Below are 16,104 nucleotides of genomic sequence, written 5' to 3' on the forward strand. Positions count from 1 at the left end.
TGGGGATCCCTGTCCTGTGCCGGAGTCGCCCCATGTCCACAGAACCTGACGCCCCGCCGGCGCCCCCGGGCCAGCTGCCGGCGGTCACCCCCGCGCGCGTGCTGGCCGGGATCAGCCTGGCCGTCCCGGTCGTCGCGCTGCTCTGGGTCTCCTCGTACGCCTCGCTCACGCCGAGGCTCGGCGGAGTGCCGTTCTTCTACTGGTACCAGATCCTCTGGATCCCGGTCTCGGCGCTCTTCACCGGCGCCGCCTACCTGCTGCTGAACCACGACGCGAGGCGGCGCAAGGCGCTGCGGGGAGGTGCGGCGCGATGAACCACGGCGTGAACACGGTCGCCCTGGTGGTGTTCGTCCTCTTCTTCCTGCTGGTCACCGTGCTGGGCTTCCTGGCCTCGCGCTGGCGGCGCGGCGGCACCACGCAGCACCTGGACGAATGGGGCCTGGGCGGCCGCAGCTTCGGGACCTGGATCACCTGGTTCCTGCTCGGCGGCGACCTCTACACCGCGTACACCTTCATCGCGGTGCCTGCGGCGGTATACGGCGCGGGGGCCGCGGGCTTCTTCGCGGTGCCGTACACGATCATCGCCTACCCGCTGGTCTTCCTCTTCCTGCCCCGGCTCTGGTCGGTGGCCCGGGTGCACGGGTACGTCACCCCGGCCGACTTCGTGCGCGGGCGGTACGGCTCGCGGGCGCTCTCGCTGGCCGTGGCACTGACCGGGATCCTGGCCACCATGCCGTACATCGCACTGCAACTGGTCGGCATCCAGGCGGTGCTGGACACCCTCGGGGTGGGCGGCGGGGCGGGCGCCAACTGGTTCGTCAAGGACCTGCCGCTCTTCATCGCCTTCGCGGTACTGGCCGCCTACACCTACTCCTCGGGGCTGCGCGCGCCCGCGCTGATCGCCTTCGTCAAGGACACCCTGGTCTACATCGTGATCATCGTCGCGGTGATCTACCTGCCGATGCGGCTGGGCGGCTACGGACACATCTTCGACACCGCCGCGAAGAAGATGAGCACCGTCAATCCGGCCACCCACCAGCCGACCGGCGCGATGGTCAGCGGTCCCAAGGCGCAGTGGGCGTACGCGACCCTGGCGCTCGGCTCGGCGCTCGCGCTCTTCATGTACCCGCACACCGTCACCGGCGTGCTGGCCGCCAAGTCGCGCACCACCGTGCGCCGCAACATGGCGATCCTGCCCGCCTACTCGCTGATGCTGGGGCTGCTCGCGCTGCTCGGCTTCCTGGCCATCGCGGCCGGGGTGGGCAAGGGCGTCAAGGGCTACAACCCGCAGCTGGCGGTGCCGCAGCTGTTCGCCGGCCTCTTCCCCGACTGGTTCACCGGAGTGGCCTTCGCGGCGATCGGGATCGGCGCGCTGGTGCCGGCCGCGATCATGTCGATCGCGGCGGCCAACCTGTTCACCCGCAACATCTACAAGGAGTTCATCCGGCCCGCCGCCACCCCCGAGCAGGAGACCAAGGTCGCCAAGCTGGTGTCGCTGCTGGTCAAGGTGGGTGCGCTGGTCTTCGTGCTCGGGATGGACAAGCAACTGGCGATCAACCTGCAGCTGCTGGGCGGGATCTGGATACTGCAGACCTTCGTCTCGGTGGTGGCCGGCCTCTTCACCCGCTGGTTCCACCGCTGGGCACTGCTGGCCGGCTGGCTGGTCGGCATGGTCTACGGGACCTGGAAGGCGTACGGGATCGCCTCACCCGCCACCAAGCACTTCGGCGGCAGCAGCGCCTCGATCCCCGGCATCGGCGAGATCGGCTACATCGGGCTGACCGCCTTCGTGCTCAACCTGGCCGTCTCGGTGCTGCTCACCCTGGTGTTCAAGGCGGCGAAGACGCCCCCGGGCGCGGACGAGACCTCCCCGGCGGACTACAGCGCGGAGGCGGGCGACCCCGAGCTTGCCGGTGCGCCCCAACCGGCCGCGGCGCATTAAGCGCCTCGTCGCGCGCCCTGTGATCGCGCCGCCACCTGCCTCAACACTGAGGAGGTGGCGGCGCGATCACCTTTGTGCACAACTGGTGGTGTGCACCATTGGTGGTCCGCGCCACTGGTGGTCCGCACCACTGCCGGGTGGGCCGCCCGGCCCATGTCCTGGAGAGCAACGGGGAGCACTCGGATGCCAGAGCTGAGCACCATCCTCAACGGCCACGCGCGGTCGGAAGCCGCCGCGCCCGCGCTGCCGTCCGTCCTGATCGCCACCCGGCACGGCGAGAGCACCGCCAACGTCGAGTTCCAACTCGCCGAGGCGACCGGTGCGCTGGAGGTGCCGATCACCTGCCGCGACGCCGACATCCCGCTCTCCATGCACGGGCAGGCCCAGGCGCAGGCGCTCGGCCGCTGGTGGGCCGAACTGCCCAGCACCGACCGGCCACGCGCCGTGTGGTGCTCCCCGTACCTGCGCACCGCCGAGACCGCGCGGATCGCGCTGGCCCAGGCGGCCGGGCTCGGCGCGGTGCCGGTGGGGCTGCCGGTGCGCTACGACGAGCGGCTGCGGGACCGGGAGCTGGGCGTCCTGGAGATGCTCACGGCGGCGGCGATCGAGAAGCGGCACCCCGAGGAGGCGGCGCGGCGGCGGAAGATGGGCGAGCTCTACTACCGGCCGCCGGGCGGGGAGAGCTGGGCCGACGTGGCGCTGCGGGTCCGCGACTGCCTGCGCGACCTGTGCGCGGAGGAGGCCGGGCACCCGGTGCTGCTGGTGGGACACGACAACGTGGTGCTGATGCTCCGCTACGCGCTGGAGCGGCTCGGCGAGGAGAAGCTGCTGGAGCTGGCGCCGGTGCGCAACTGCTCGGCCAGCATGTGGCGGGCGGCGGACGGGCGGCTGCGGCCCGAACTGTGGAACGCGACCGGGCACCTGCCGGGGTAGCGGGGCGGGGAAGCGGGGGCGGGGTAGCGGGGGCGGGGTAGCGGGGGCTCGCCTCGGGCGGCTGGAAGTGCGCAGTCTTGCGCGTTTCGACGACTCACTTGACATGAATGAGCGTCAACGCTGCACTGGTTGCGCACTTTCCCATGCCCCCGCTCGGAAGGAGCCACCATGCCCTCGGCACGCCGTGCCCTCGGCCGACTCGCCACCACCTGCGCCCTGCTCGCCCTCCCGCTGGCCGGCGCCGCCGCCCCGGCCGTGGCCTCAGCACGTCCGGCCACGCCCGCAGCCGCTCCCGCGTCCGCGTCCGCGTCCGAATCCGCCGTACCGCAACTGCTCGCCGCCACACCACCGATGGGCTGGAACGACTGGGCGCACTACCAGTGCGGCATCAGCGAATCGACCATCACCGCCAACGCCGACGCCCTGGTCAGCAGCGGCCTGGCCGCCAAGGGCTACACCACCGTGACGGTGGACGACTGCTGGATGTCGAGCAGCCGCGACAGCGCCGGCAACCTGGTCGCCGACCCGGCCGAGTTCCCCCACGGGATGGCCTGGCTGGGCAGCTACCTGCACAGCCGGGGCCTGAAGTTCGGCATCTACGAGGACGCCGGCTCCAGCACCTGCGGCGGCTACCCCGGCAGCGGCCTCCCGCAGGGCGGCGGCGCGGACCACTTCGCCCAGGACGCCGCCTCGTTCGCGTCCTGGGGCGTGGACTACCTCAAGCTGGACGGCTGCAACGTCTGGACGGCACCCGGCCAGACCCAGGAGCAGGCCTACCGCCAGGCCTACGACGCCCAGGCGGCCGCCCTGCGCGGCAGCGGCCGGGCGATCACCTTCTCGGAGTCCGCCCCCGCCTACTTCCAGAGCGGCGAGTGGGGCAACCCGAGCTGGTTCTCGGTGCTGGGCTGGGTCGGCCAGGACGGCCAGCTCTGGCGCGAGGGCTACGACATCGCCACCTACGACGCGAGCAACCCGAGCGCCTCGCGCTGGAGTTCGGTGCTCTCCAACTACGGCTACAACCGCTGGATCGGCCGCTACGCGAAGCCGGGCAACTGGAACGACCCGGACTTCCTGATCGCCGGGGACGGCGGGCTGAGCGACGACGAGTCGCGCAGCCAGGTCGCGCTCTGGTCGATGATGGCCGCGCCGATGATCCTCTCCTCCGACGTCGCCCACCTGACTCCCGCCGCGCTCGCCGCGCTCGGCAACACCGACCTGGTCGCGCTCGACCAGGACAGCGCGGGCGAGCAGGCGGCCGTGGTCTCGACCAACGGCAGCACCGACGTGCTGGCCCGGCCGCTGGCGAACGGCGACCGCGCGGTGGCCGTGCTCAACCGCACCGGCAGCGCCCGGTCGATCAGCACCGCGCTGGCCTCGGTCGGCCTGCCCGGCTGCACGGTGAGCGCCAAGAACCTCTGGACCGGCGCGAGTTCGACCACCAGCTCGAACCTCACCGCCACCGTGCCCGCGCACGGCACCGCGATCTGGCGGCTCACCCCGCAGGGCTGCGCGGCTCCCGTGCCGACCGGGCAGCTGACCGGCAACGGCGCCAAGTGCGTGGACGACTCCAACAGTTCGACGACCAACGGCAACCCGGTGATCCTCTACGGCTGCACCGGCAACGCGAACCAGCGCTGGACGCTGAACTCCGACGGCACCGTCCGCACCCTCGGCAACTGCCTCACGGCCGCCGGCGGCTCAGCGGGGGCCGCCGTCACCCTGAACGACTGCGGCGCGAGCGGCCAGCAGTGGACCGCGAACGGCGACGGCACCCTGACGGCCGCCGGCTCCGGCCTCTGCCTGGACGTCACCGGCGGCGGCACGGCGGACGGTACCGAGCTGGACGTCTGGACGTGCGGCGACCACCAGGCGAACCAGGCCTGGTCACTGCCCGTCTGACGGCCGGTCCGACGGCCGGTCTGACGGCCGGTCTGACGGCCGGTCTGACGGCCGGTCCGACGACGCACCGACCGCGCACCGCCGCCCCGCGCCCGAGAGGAGCGGGAGCAGCGGTGCGCGGTCGCGTTCAGTCGACGGCCGGCAGGCCCAGCAGGTCGGCCATCTGCTCGATGGCGTAGGCGAAGAAGGCGTCGTTCGGCTGGACCGTGCCGGCCAGGTGGCCGAAGAGCTCGAAGCTGACCATGCCGAAGAGCTGGGTCCAGGCGATCAGCGCCAGGGCCACCACGGCCTGCGGCAGCTCCGGGGCGTACTGGGCGACCAGCCGCGCGGTCTGCGCGGACAGCTCCGGCGCCTGCGGGCGGCCCGGGACGGCGTCCAGCCGCGGCGCGGCGGTGCGGACCACGCCGAGCAGGGCGAGCGGGATCCGGGCGGCCGAGGCGATGGTCTCGGCCGGGGCGTGGTACCCGGGCACCGGAGTGCCGTAGATCAGCGCGTACTCGTGCGGGTGCTCCCTGGCCCAACCGCGCACCGCCGCACAGCACGCCCGCCAGCGGACCCGGGCGAGCAGCGCCTGCTCCAGCCGGGAGTCGTCGTCGGCACCGCCGGACGGTGCGGACGGTCCGGACGGGGCTGCCGGTGCGGACGGGGCCGCCGGTGCGGGCAGTGCGGGCCGGGCGGTCGCCACCGCGCGCTCGACCGTCTCGGCCAGGTCGGTGTACGCGTCCACGATCAGCGCGGTGAGCAGGTCGTCGCGGCTGGGGAAGTACCGGTACAGCGCCGAGGAGGCCATGCCGAGTGCCCGCGCGACGGCCCGCAGCGAGAGCTGCTGGGCGCCGTCCCGCGCCAGCTGGGCGCGCGCCTCCCGCTTGATCTCGTTGGTGAGCTCCGCCCGCGCCCGCTCCCGGGCCCCTCGAATCGCTGCCATGGCCCCAGCCTGCCACAGGCCGAGGGCGGGACGGGAGCGGCGGACACAAACGAGAGCACTGCTCTTGACCGGACCTTGAGGCAGTGCCAAGGTGGAGAGGTGAGAGCGAGAGCACCGCTCTCGAACAAGAGCATCGCCATCGTTACGGAGCACTGCTCCAACCGGCGATCGCCGCCCATCGCCGCCCACCCGGAGGCCCTCATGTCCATCACCACCCCGCACGCCACCCGCTACCTGCACCCCGGCCGGTGGACCGCCCTCGCCAACCGCGCGATGGCCGCGCTCAGCCGGGCCGGGCTCAGCATCCGGGGCTCACGGCTGCTCGCCGTGCGCGGCCGCAGCAGCGGCGAGTGGCGCACCACCCCGGTCAACCTGCTGGCCCACGACGGCGCCCGCTACCTGGTCGCGCCGCGCGGCCACACCCAGTGGGTGCGCAACCTGCGCGCGGCAGGTACCGGCGAACTGCGGCTCGGTCGGCGGGCGGAGGCCTTCCGGGCCACCGAACTGCCGGACGCCGAGAAGCCCGAGGTGCTGCGCGCCTACCTGCGGCGGTGGCAGTTCGAGGTCGGCGCCTTCTTCGACGGCGTCGACGCCGACGCCACGGACCGGACCCTGCTGCGGATCGCGCCCGGCTACCCGGTGTTCCGAGTCACCGCGATCTGACCCGCACCCATCTGAGTACCAGTCACTTCCTTTCCGGCACAGGCTGATTGACCGGCCCAGAGCACTCCCGGAAAGCGGGAGACACCGAACCGTCCTCCGGCTAGCGTGGCGAGTTTGTTCTTCACGCCGTTCAGGAGGAGATCGCCATGTACCAGCCGTCCCCACTGCCCGAACCGCACGCGCAGGGCCTGCTCGACGTCGGTGACGGCAACCGGATCGCCTGGGAGACCCGCGGCAACCCCGACGGAAAGCCCGTGCTGTGCGTCCACGGCGGCCCCGGCGGCGGCGGACGGCGCGGCGGCAAGGTGTTCGACCCCGAGGTCTTCCGGGTCGTCCAGTACGACCAGCGCAACTGCGGCCTGAGCCTGCCGCACGCGTCCGACCCGGCCGTCAGCCTCGAACACAACACCACCGACCACCTGATCGCCGACATGGAGCGCCTGCGCGAGCACCTGGGCATCGAGCGCTGGCTCCTCTACGGCGCCTCCTGGGGCACCGCGCTGAGTCTCGCCTACGCCGAGCGCCACCCCGAGCGGGTCTCCGAGATCGTCCTCATCAGCGTCTTCAACGGGCGCCCCGAGGAGACCGACTGGCTCTACCACGGCGTCGGCCGGCTGCTGCCCGGCCCCTGGGCCGCGTTCCGGGACGCGGTGCCGGAGGCGGACCGGGGCGGCAATCTCATCGCGGCGTACGACCGGCTGCTCAACAGCCCGGACGAGGCGGTCCGGTGGAAGGCGGCTCGGGACTGGTGCGCGTGGGAGGACGCCGTCATCGCCCATGAGACGAACGGCAGTCCGGGCATCTACAGCGCCCGGCCCGACGACGCGCTGCAGGCCCTCGCCCGGCTCTGCGCCCACTACTTCGCGAACGACTCCTGGTTCGAGGACGGGCAGCTGCTGCGCGACGCACACCGGCTGGCCGGCATCCCGGGGGTGCTGCTGCACGGCCGGCTCGACCTGGGCCTGCCGCTGAAGACCGCGTGGGAGCTGGCCCAGGCCTGGCCGGACGCGGAGCTGACCGTGATCGAGGACTCGGGCCACACCGGCAGCCCCGGCCTGCGGGCCGCCACGCTGAAGGCGCTCACCAGGTTCAGCGGGACACGCGGCGCGTAGCGGTCACCCGCGGCGGGTCGGCCCGAATGCCGCGGAACACCGGGCTCCGGCCGACCCCGACCTCCCCGACCGCCTGCACTCCACCGCCACCACGACACCTGCCATGGCCGCCGTCCCCGCCTCGCCCGTCCCCGCCTCGCCCGTTGCCACCACGCCCGCCCCCCACGCCCGCCATCACCCCTCCCCCGAACCCCGACCGCCTGCGCGGCACCCTCCCCGCCGCCTCCGACCTGCGCCTTGGCACACTGGTTCGATGGACATCCTCATCCGCGCCGCGACCGAAGCAGATCTCGACCCCGCGGGCGCGATAACCGTCGAGGCCTTCGTCGGCGATGGCCACACCTCCGCCGCCAGCCCCTACGTCGAGCAGCTCGCCGACACCCGCCGCCGGGCCACCGAGGCCGAACTACTGGTCGCCGTCGACCCGGCCGACCTCTCCGCCGGCCCGACCGGCCGGGTGCTGGGCTGCGTCACCTTCGCCGTCGGCGGCACCCCGTGGGCCGACATCGCCACCCCCGAGGAGGGCGAGATCCGGATGCTCGCCGCCGCCGCGAGCGCCCGCGGCCGCGGCGTCGGTGAGGCCCTGGTCCGCGCCTGCGTCGAACGCAGCCGCGCCCTGGGCCTGTCCGGCATGGCCTTCTCCACCCGCCCGGCCATGACGGCCGCGCACCGGATCTACGAGCGCGTCGGCTTCCGCCGCACCCCGGAGCGCGACTGGTACCCGCGACCCGAGATCGAGCTGTGGGTGTACGCGATGCCCCTGCTGCCCTGAGGTGCTGCCGAGGCGGACCCGGGTCACGGAAAGGCAGCTGCCCCGACCGAGCCGCTCTTTCGGTCATAGGCATGGCATATGATCCCGAGCCATGACTGATGGCAGTGGCGCGCAGGACGGGGTGGCCCCGGCGAACGGGGAGCAGCCGGCGCAGCCGAGTGGCGTTACGTGGCAGTCCGGGGGGCCTTCGAGTGCTCAGCCCCCCGGTCAGGCGGGGGTGCCCGGAGCACGGCCCGCGACCCCCGGACCGGTCGTTCCAGGACCGGTCGCACCCGGACCGTTCCCGTCGGCCGGACACTTCCCGCCGACCGCGCCCGCCGCGCCGGCGGGCCAGTTCCCGCCGGCCGGGCCGGGGCCGTACCCGCTGCCCGCGCAACCGGCCCCCGGCCAGTACCAGCAGCCTCCCTACCAGCAGCCGGGCGGCCAGTTCCCGCCGCCGCAGGAGAACTTCGGGCCGCAGCCCTCCTCCGCCATGGACTGGGAGGCCCTGGCCGACCAGACCGCGCAGACCAGCAGGCGCAAGCGGCGGCTGCGGCTCGCCGCCATCGCGCTGGCCGTGGTCCTGGTCGGCGGCGGCGGCGTCGGCGGATACCTCGCGCTCTCCTCCGGGAAGAAGGGCGGCACCCCCCAGGCCGTCAAGACCCCGGCGCACGGCAGCCCGACGCCGTCCGTCTCCGCGTCCACCCCGGCACCGCAGATCACCACCGCCAACGGCGCGCTCGCCGACAGCGGCGGCGCCTACCCGGCCACGATCGGCCCGCACGCCTGGGTCGCCGAGGAGAAGGACCGCAGCGGCCACGGCCTGGAACTCCAGGGCGTCGACGGCTCCTTCGCGCAGACCGCGGGACCGGTGATCGACAGCTCGCACAGCTTCACCGTCTCGGCGCTGGTCCGCAACGACGCCCCGGTCGGCAGCCGCAGCGCGATCAGCCAGGGCACCACCGGGGGCTTCTCCTTCGAGCTGGGCCGCGAAGGCTACAACGGCGTGAACAAGTGGGCCTTCAAGGTCAACACCGCCGCCGGCGACGGCAACAGCCAGGAGGCGCTCTCCCAGCAGGACGCGACCACCGGGCGCTGGACCCTGCTCACCGGCGTCTACGACCAGTCCACCCAGAAGATCAGCCTCTACGTGGACGGCGCGCCGGCCAGCACCACCCCGGTCACCGGCGTGCTGAACGTCGCCGAGCCGCTCTCGATCGGCAAGGCGGTCTACAAGGGCCAGCCGGTCGACTTCTGGAGCGGGGCGATCGCCCGGGTACAGGTCTGGAACCAGGCGCTGCCGGCTGACAAGATCTCCCAACTCTCATCGGCGAAGGGCGCCTTGGCGGATACGCCGGCCACCGCTTCGTGGATTATGGACTAGTAGCAGTCGAACGACTGGCGACTGGTCGCCTCCGGTCGCCGGAACCGCCCCGCGGGAGCTGGTTCCGGGTGACCGCCCTGCCCGATTTGCGTTAGGTGTCCTGGTGAGCCCTAAGAACAGCACCGCGACGGCGAACCGCCGGCGCGGTACTCCGGCACGCCGGAGCCGGCCGCCCGCATGGCGCGGCCTCCTGCCGCAACCACCGGACGACCAGGAGAAGTACTCCTACGCCAAACGGCACGTGTGGGTGCTGACCCTGCTGTCGGTGGTCTGCTTCGGGTGCCTGGCGGTCAGCCAGTTCCGCTTCTCGTCGTCCAGCCCGTGGTTCTGGGTCTTCGCGCCGTTCCTCGCGCTGATCAGCCTCGACTACCTGATCTCCCTGCGACTGGACAGCTTCACCCACGACTTCGACCTGCGGGCGCACCGGCGCCGGGTGCTCGGCTGGCAGCCGAGCGAGTACCCGAGCGTCGACATCTTCCTGCCGGTGTGCGGAGAGCCGATCGAGGTGCTGCACAACACCTGGACCCATGTGCGGCGGCTCTCCTGGCAGTACCCCGGGATCGCCCGGCCGTACGTCCTGGACGACTCGGACGACCCGCAGATCGCCGCGATGGCCAAGGACTTCGGCTTCCGCTACGTGGTGCGCCCGGACCGCGGCCGCTTCAAGAAGGCGGGCAACCTGAACCACGCGCTGGGCGGCACCGAGGGCGAGTACATCCTGATCCTGGACGCCGACTTCGCCCCCCGCTCGGACCTGCTGGAGGAGTTGCTCCCCTACCTGGCCGAGGATCCGAAGGCGGCCATCGCCCAATCCCCGCAGTACTTCCGGATCCTGGACCAGCAGAACTGGATCGAGCGCGGCGCGGGTTCGGTCCAGGAGCTGTTCTACCGCTCCGTCCAGGTGTCCAGGCAGCGCAGCGGCGGTGCCATCTGCGTCGGCTCCTGCGCCGTCTACCGCCGCTCGGCCCTGCTGGAGGTCGGCGGCATCACGCTGATCGACCACTCCGAGGACATCTACACCGGCTTCGACCTGGCCAGTCGCGGCTACAGCCTGGAGTACGTGCCGGTGCCGCTCTCCACCGGCGTCTGCCCCGACTCGGTGGCCTCCTTCCAGAACCAGCAGTACCGCTGGTGCGCCGGCTCGTTGAGCCTGGTGACCAGCAAGCGGTTCTGGGAGACCGAACTCCCCTTCACCACCCGGCTCTGCTTCATCTCGGGCTTCCTGCACTACCTGCAGACCGCGCTGTTCACCCTGCTGGCCCCGCTGATCCCGATCTTCCTGCTGCTGCTCCGCCCCGACCTGCTGCGCGCCGAGCAGACCGTCTGGCTGCTGCCCAGCGTGCTGTACACCGCTGTGGCGCTGCCGCTGTGGCACCGCAACCCCTACCGGCTGGAGGCCTGGGCCGTGCGGCAGATGTACGGATGGGCCCATGTCTTCGCGATCTGGGACCAGTTGCGCGGCAGGGAGATCGGCTGGAAGCCCACCGGTTCGGCGGGCGCCCGGCAGACCCGGTCGCTGCGGCGGTTCTGGATCGGCATGTACGGCTGGTGCGCGCTGACCGCCGCGCTGTGGGTGGGTGGCGCGGTGTGGCGGCTGCTGACCCTCTATCCGCCGGACTTCGCCCTGGTGCTGAGCGGTGGACTGTTCTACGCGTGCGTGGTCGGCCGGGTGCTGATCCAGCCGCACGCCCAGGAGGTGCTGTCATGATGCCCCGGCCCACCGATCGCGCCGGCCGCGCCCGATGGCGGCGGACCGGGACCGCCCTGCTCGCCCTCGGTGTGCTGCTGGCCTGCCTCTCCGGCTGCTCGACCTTCTCCGCCGCCGGCCGCGCGCAGTACAACACGGACCAGATGGCACCGCAGCCGCTGGTCCCGACCACCGCCGCCGCCACCGCCACCGCGGAGCCCTCCGCGTCGGGCAAGCCGGCCCCGGACCTGCCGTACGACATCCGCCCGTTGCTCGACCCGGCGCACAAGTACTTCGGCGTCGCGGCCGAAGGCGCGCCGGACTCGATGCAGTCGGTGCAGGAGTACACCAACCTGGTGGGCAAGAAGCCGAACCTGGTCGAGTTCTACTCCGCCTGGGGCGACCCCTTCGACGGCGGCGGTTCGGCCAACGCCTGGAACTCCGGTGCCCTGCCGTTCATGTCCTGGGAGCCGAAGACCGTCTCGCTGGCCGACATAGCGGCCGGCAAGAGCGACGACTACATCCGCCAGGTGGCCACCGCGATCCGGCAGACCAACCGGCCGCTCGCGCTCAGCTTCGGCCACGAGATGAACGGCGACTGGACGCCCTGGGGCAACAAGCACGCGACCCCGGCCGACTTCGTCGCGGCCTGGCGGCACATCCACGACCTCTTCCAGAGCGTCGGCGCCACCTCGGTGATCTGGGTCTGGAGCCCGAACCAGACCAACATCGCGCACGACCCGCTGCAGCCGTACTGGCCCGGGGACGGCTACGTCGACTGGGTCGGGGTGATCGGCTACTACGGCCAGAGCGAACTGCACACCTTCAAGGCACTCTTCGAGCCGACCCTGGACGAGATCCGGGTCTTCACCGCCAAGCCGTTCCTGATCGCCGAGACCGCCTCCTCCCCCGGCGCTGGCAAGGGGAACGACATCACCGACCTGTTCACCAGCGTCGAGGCACGCGGCGACATCCTCGGCTTCGTCTGGTTCAACTTCCACAAGAACGTCGTCGGCGAGACCAACTGGCGGGTCGACAGCAGCCCGCAGGCACAGGACTCGTTCCGGCGCAACGCCGCCGACCCGCGCTTCGGCTTCGACGTGCGACAGCCCTGATGGACATGACCATGAAGCCCGCCGAACCGACCGACCCGACCGCCGCGACCGACCCGACCGCTGCACCCGACCTGACCGCTGCACCCGACCCGTCGGAGCCCACCGAACCCAGCGCGCCCACCGAGCCCACCGAGCCCGCGGAGCCCACCGAGCCCACCGCGGCGCCGGCCCGGCCGGACCGCGGCTACCAGTTGCCCACACCGCCGGATGCCGCCTGGTCCGTCAACTCGCGGCGGGCCAGCCGGATCAGCCGGCTGCTGCTGCTGGGCATCCTGGCGATCCAGGCCGGGCTGTCGCTGCGGATGCGCGGCCGGGCCTTCGAGGACGAGGCGCTCTACATCGCGGCCGGCCACCTGGAGCTGCACCACCTGCTGCACGGCGCCCCGGTGCCCGCCGACTTCAACGGCTTCTTCTCCGGTTACCCGCTGCTCTACCCGGTCCTCGCCGGCGCGGTCGACTCGGTCGCCGGCCTGACCGGCGTGCGGCTGGTCAGCCTGGCCATGATGCTCGCCACCACCGGCCTGCTGTTCGGCATGACCAGGCGGATGTTCAACGACCGGGCCGCGCTGGGTGCCGCCGCGCTCTTCTCGGTGGTGCAGTCCACGATCTTCCTCGGCTACTTCGCCACCTTCGACGCGGCCGCGCTCTTCCTGCTCGCGGTGTCGGCCTGGACGGTGGTGCGGACCACCGGCAAGCACCCGGCGACCGTGCTGCTGGCCGTGGCACCGGCGGTCCTGGCGATGGCCGTCAAGTACGCGGCCGGCCTCTTCCTGCCCACCCTGCTGGTGCTGGCCGTGCTCTCCGGAGCGCCGGTCAAGAAACGGCACCAGGCGCTCTACCGCGGACTCTGCTTCGGGCTCGGCACCGGCACCGTACTGGGGGTCGTGGCGTACTTCTCCGGCGCGGTCAGCGGCCTCAGCCAGACCACCACGGCCCGCGCGCACGGCACGTCCTCGCCGCTGTCGCTCTTCGAACTGTCGGGCCAGTGGGGCGGGCTGGTCTTCCTGACCGCGGTGGGCGGCGCGATCGCGTACGTCCGGCGCTCCCGGATGGGCGAGATGCCCTGGTCTGCGGGCGACACCCCCGGACGGGTCCGGCGCCTCCTGCTGGGCGTGACGCTCTGCGGCTCCGCCCTGCTCGCCCCGGCCTACCAGTCGTATCTGCAGACCGACACCTCGCTCTTCAAGCACGTCGGTTTCGGCCTGCTCTTCGCCGCCCCGATGGCCGGGCTGGGCCTGTCCCGCCTGGTCGGTCCACATTTCCGGCAGCCGCAGCTCGGCATCATGCTCTACGTGACCGTGCTGATCTTCGGCATGGTCCAGGCCCACCACGAGTTCACCCCGCCCGACTCCACCCGGATGGCCGAGGAGGTCCAGCGGCTGACCGTGCCGGGCGGCCACTACCTCGCCGAGGAGTACGAGATCCCGGCGTACTACCTGCGCAAGAGCACCAGCTGGGACCAGTGGCAGTCCACCTTCGCGATCGACTACGTGGGCAAGGACCACAAGCACCACTACGGGAACGACGGGTTCGGCACCGCGGTCAAGGACGGCTACTTCAACGTCATCGTGCTGACCGGGAACGTCACGCCGGACGCCGACACCGCCATCACCGACGCGCTGCGGGGCAGTTCCGCCTACCGCCTGGTGGCGACCCTGCCGTTCCACACCCAGTACGGCGACAACACCTACCGGATCTGGACCCGCCAGTGACCCCGCCCAGCAGGCCGGCGACCCGCGGCCGTGCCACCCGACCCCCCAGCGGAGACTCCCCCATGAGCCTGGACGAGGCACCGGCCACCGAGCTCGCGGCCGTCCCCGGGCAGCGGCCGGCCCCGGCCGCCACGCCCCCCGCGGGCAGCCGCCGGGACAGGCGCCGGGCCGAGCGCCGCGACCGCGCCGGCGGACCGCTCTCCGCCGCCCTGCTGGTCGCGCTGCCGGCCGCCGCCGCCCTGGCGAGCTGCCTGCACGACATCGGCGAGCGGCAGATGTGGCGGGACGAGCAGGCCAGCTGGTGGGCGTCCACCCTGTCGATCGGCGACCTCAGCAAGCTGATCCACAACGTGGACATCGTGCTGCTGCCCTACTACCTGTTCCTGCACGGCTGGATCGACCTGTTCGGCGACTCGCCCACCGCGCTGCGGGTGCCGTCCGCGATCGCCATGGCGGTGGCGGCCGGCTGGCTGGCACTGCTCGGCCGGCGGCTCTTCACGCCCGCCACCGGGCTGCTGGCGGGCCTGCTGCTGGCAGTCCTGCCCAGCACCACCCGGTACGGCCAGGAGGCCCGCCCGTACGCCTTCGCGGTCCTGGTCGCGATCGCCTCCACCCACCTGCTGGTCCGGGCCCTGGACCGTCCCTCGCTGAAGAGCTGGGTCGGGTACGCGGTGACCATCCCGCTGCTCGGCTGGACCCACCTGGTGACCCTCTCGGTGCTGGCCGGCCACCTGGCCGCGGTGCTGACCAGGACCCGCAGGGCCGACCTGGTCCCGCGCTGGGCCTTCACCGCCGCGGTGCTGGCCGGCGGCTCGCTCACCGTGCCGATGGTGCTGCAGGGCCGGTCGCAGAGCGCCCAGATCGCCTGGAACAAGACCGGGCCGGCCGATCTCAAGGCCTACCCGGACACGCTCTTCCTCTCCTGGCACGTCGGGCTCGCGGTGCTGGCCGTGGGCCTGCTGGGGCTGCTGGCGGCCCGCCGTCACGCCGCGCTGCTCGCGGCCTGGGCGCTGCTGCCGCCCCTGGTCACCTTCGCCACCGCGAGTTGGCTGCACCTCTTCCTCAACCGCTACCTGCTCTTCACCCTGCCCGCCTGGACCCTGCTGGCCGCCGCGGCGGTGTGCCGGGTCGGCGGACCGCTGACCAGCGGCGCCGCCCCCGCGCTGCCGCGCCGGCTGCTGAGCTGGGTGCTGGTCGCCGCCGCGGTGGCCGGACTGGGCTGGACGGCCTGGCCCGGGATCCGAGCGACCCACCAGGACCTGGCGGGCGAGCCGGACTACAACCGGCTCACCCGGATCATGCTGCACGACCAGCAGCCGGGCGACGGCATCGTCTACAGCGGGACGCTGCAGGAGCGGATGTCGATGGCCTACGAGCTGCGCGACGTCCGCACCGCGCCGAAGGATATCCTGCTGCAGAAGTCGGCCGCCGAGATCGGCCTCTACTCGGCCCAGGAGTGCGACGACCCGGACGCCTGCGCGGCGAACACCAACCGGATCTGGCTGGTGGCCACCGGCCCCGCCGCCGACCCGCTGGCGGCGCTCCCGCCGCAGACCGCGCAGGTGCTCCGCAGTCAGTTCCAGACCACCAGGACCGACAGCCTGCCCTGGGTCCGACTGGTCCTGCTGAGCCGGGTCCACCCCTCCCGCCGGGCCTCGGTGGCGGACGACCTGGGTGACCACAACGTCCAGATGGCACCCGGCAGCAGCTGACGCCGGGCACCATCGAGTGTTGGCTTCGCCACTCCGCACGACACTACATATGGTGCTGCTTGAAGCGGCCACCACTACATGTATGCTCACTCTCGCTGTCGACGCAGGGGAACCCGGTGCGAGTCCGGGACTGCCCCGCAGCGGTGAGCGCTTGCCCCCATGGGGTTTCCGCGAGTCCGAATACCTGCCGACGGTGTGCCGCCCGGCCTCCCCGCAGAGGCCTCTCACGCACAGCTGTACCGTCCGGCCTCGCGGGCAGGCCAGGGTGA

General features: G+C 72.3%; 13 protein-coding genes and 1 riboswitch. Of the genes, 12 read left to right on the forward strand and 1 reads right to left on the reverse strand.

All coding sequences use genetic code 11. The features are described from left to right. Positions 1–32: 32 nt before the first annotated feature. From OG455_RS15060 to OG455_RS15075, 4 genes are all read left to right on the forward strand, one after another. A complete protein-coding gene (locus OG455_RS15060) occupies positions 33–314 on the forward strand; it encodes a DUF3311 domain-containing protein (protein WP_266293936.1) in 282 nt (93 codons plus the stop codon). Then, positions 311–1,942: a monocarboxylate uptake permease MctP gene (mctP, locus tag OG455_RS15065; RefSeq protein WP_266293938.1), complete on the forward strand. Its 1,632-nt coding sequence runs from the start codon at positions 311–313 to the stop codon at positions 1,940–1,942. The genes OG455_RS15060 and mctP overlap by 4 nt, the downstream gene beginning before the upstream one ends. A gap of 183 nt (positions 1,943–2,125) precedes the next feature. Further along, positions 2,126–2,875 carry a histidine phosphatase family protein gene (locus tag OG455_RS15070; protein WP_266293940.1) on the forward strand — a complete coding sequence of 250 codons (750 nt, stop codon included), beginning with the start codon at positions 2,126–2,128 and terminating at the stop codon, positions 2,873–2,875. 168 nt (positions 2,876–3,043) lie between these two features. Continuing rightward, on the forward strand, positions 3,044–4,774 hold the full coding sequence (locus tag OG455_RS15075) for a ricin-type beta-trefoil lectin domain protein (protein ID WP_266293942.1): 1,731 nt from the start codon (positions 3,044–3,046) through the stop codon (positions 4,772–4,774). 127 nt (positions 4,775–4,901) lie between these two features. Here OG455_RS15075 and OG455_RS15080 read toward each other — a convergent pair whose 3' ends face one another. Continuing rightward, complete coding sequence (locus tag OG455_RS15080; RefSeq protein WP_266293944.1) at positions 4,902–5,699, reverse strand: TetR/AcrR family transcriptional regulator; 798 nt, start codon at positions 5,697–5,699, stop codon at positions 4,902–4,904. A 201-nt stretch (positions 5,700–5,900) separates the two neighbouring features. Here OG455_RS15080 and OG455_RS15085 point away from each other — a divergent pair, with 201 nt between their 5' ends. From OG455_RS15085 to OG455_RS15120, 8 genes are all read left to right on the forward strand, one after another. Further along, the gene (locus OG455_RS15085; protein ID WP_266293946.1) at positions 5,901–6,362 is read left to right on the forward strand and encodes a nitroreductase family deazaflavin-dependent oxidoreductase; all 462 of its coding nucleotides are present in this window, start codon (positions 5,901–5,903) and stop codon (positions 6,360–6,362) included. A gap of 146 nt (positions 6,363–6,508) precedes the next feature. Continuing rightward, positions 6,509–7,474, forward strand: coding sequence for a prolyl aminopeptidase (pip, locus tag OG455_RS15090; protein WP_266293948.1), 966 nt, complete (start codon positions 6,509–6,511; stop codon positions 7,472–7,474). Between the two features lie 253 nt (positions 7,475–7,727). Then, positions 7,728–8,246, forward strand: a complete 519-nt coding sequence (locus OG455_RS15095) for a GNAT family N-acetyltransferase (protein WP_266293950.1) — start codon at positions 7,728–7,730, stop codon at positions 8,244–8,246. A 91-nt stretch (positions 8,247–8,337) separates the two neighbouring features. Next, entirely contained in the window at positions 8,338–9,609 is a 1,272-nt protein-coding gene (locus tag OG455_RS15100; RefSeq protein WP_266293952.1) for a LamG-like jellyroll fold domain-containing protein, read from the forward strand. 241 nt (positions 9,610–9,850) lie between these two features. Beyond that, positions 9,851–11,317 (forward strand): cellulose synthase catalytic subunit, encoded by a 1,467-nt coding sequence (locus OG455_RS15105; RefSeq protein ID WP_266300791.1) that lies wholly within the window; start codon positions 9,851–9,853, stop codon positions 11,315–11,317. After that, the gene (locus OG455_RS15110; RefSeq protein WP_266293954.1) at positions 11,314–12,411 is read left to right on the forward strand and encodes a glycoside hydrolase family 26 protein; all 1,098 of its coding nucleotides are present in this window, start codon (positions 11,314–11,316) and stop codon (positions 12,409–12,411) included. Before OG455_RS15105 ends, OG455_RS15110 begins: the two co-directional genes overlap by 4 nt. Before the next feature lie 5 nt (positions 12,412–12,416). Beyond that, complete coding sequence (locus OG455_RS15115; RefSeq protein ID WP_266293956.1) at positions 12,417–14,123, forward strand: glycosyltransferase family 39 protein; 1,707 nt, start codon at positions 12,417–12,419, stop codon at positions 14,121–14,123. 62 nt (positions 14,124–14,185) lie between these two features. Then, complete coding sequence (locus OG455_RS15120) at positions 14,186–15,835, forward strand: glycosyltransferase family 39 protein (RefSeq protein WP_266293958.1); 1,650 nt, start codon at positions 14,186–14,188, stop codon at positions 15,833–15,835. Between the two features lie 76 nt (positions 15,836–15,911). Then, positions 15,912–16,042: riboswitch (cobalamin riboswitch) on the forward strand. Positions 16,043–16,104 lie beyond the last annotated feature (62 nt).

This window comes from Kitasatospora sp. NBC_01287 (assembly GCF_026340565.1).
Lineage (GTDB): Bacteria > Actinomycetota > Actinomycetes > Streptomycetales > Streptomycetaceae > Kitasatospora.

Excerpts from the sequence above, each read along its gene's own strand:
- OG455_RS15060 (WP_266293936.1), top strand. The coding sequence starts at position 33 with ATGTCCACAGAACCTGACGCCCCGCCGGCGCCCCCGGGCCAGCTGCCG.
- mctP (WP_266293938.1), top strand. The coding sequence starts at position 311 with ATGAACCACGGCGTGAACACGGTCGCCCTGGTGGTGTTCGTCCTCTTC.
- OG455_RS15070 (WP_266293940.1), top strand. The coding sequence starts at position 2,126 with ATGCCAGAGCTGAGCACCATCCTCAACGGCCACGCGCGGTCGGAAGCC.
- OG455_RS15075 (WP_266293942.1), top strand. The coding sequence starts at position 3,044 with ATGCCCTCGGCACGCCGTGCCCTCGGCCGACTCGCCACCACCTGCGCC.
- OG455_RS15080 (WP_266293944.1), bottom strand. The coding sequence starts at position 5,699 with ATGGCAGCGATTCGAGGGGCCCGGGAGCGGGCGCGGGCGGAGCTCACC.
- OG455_RS15085 (WP_266293946.1), top strand. The coding sequence starts at position 5,901 with ATGTCCATCACCACCCCGCACGCCACCCGCTACCTGCACCCCGGCCGG.
- pip (WP_266293948.1), top strand. The coding sequence starts at position 6,509 with ATGTACCAGCCGTCCCCACTGCCCGAACCGCACGCGCAGGGCCTGCTC.
- OG455_RS15095 (WP_266293950.1), top strand. The coding sequence starts at position 7,728 with ATGGACATCCTCATCCGCGCCGCGACCGAAGCAGATCTCGACCCCGCG.
- OG455_RS15100 (WP_266293952.1), top strand. The coding sequence starts at position 8,338 with ATGACTGATGGCAGTGGCGCGCAGGACGGGGTGGCCCCGGCGAACGGG.
- OG455_RS15110 (WP_266293954.1), top strand. The coding sequence starts at position 11,314 with ATGATGCCCCGGCCCACCGATCGCGCCGGCCGCGCCCGATGGCGGCGG.
- OG455_RS15115 (WP_266293956.1), top strand. The coding sequence starts at position 12,417 with ATGACCATGAAGCCCGCCGAACCGACCGACCCGACCGCCGCGACCGAC.
- OG455_RS15120 (WP_266293958.1), top strand. The coding sequence starts at position 14,186 with ATGAGCCTGGACGAGGCACCGGCCACCGAGCTCGCGGCCGTCCCCGGG.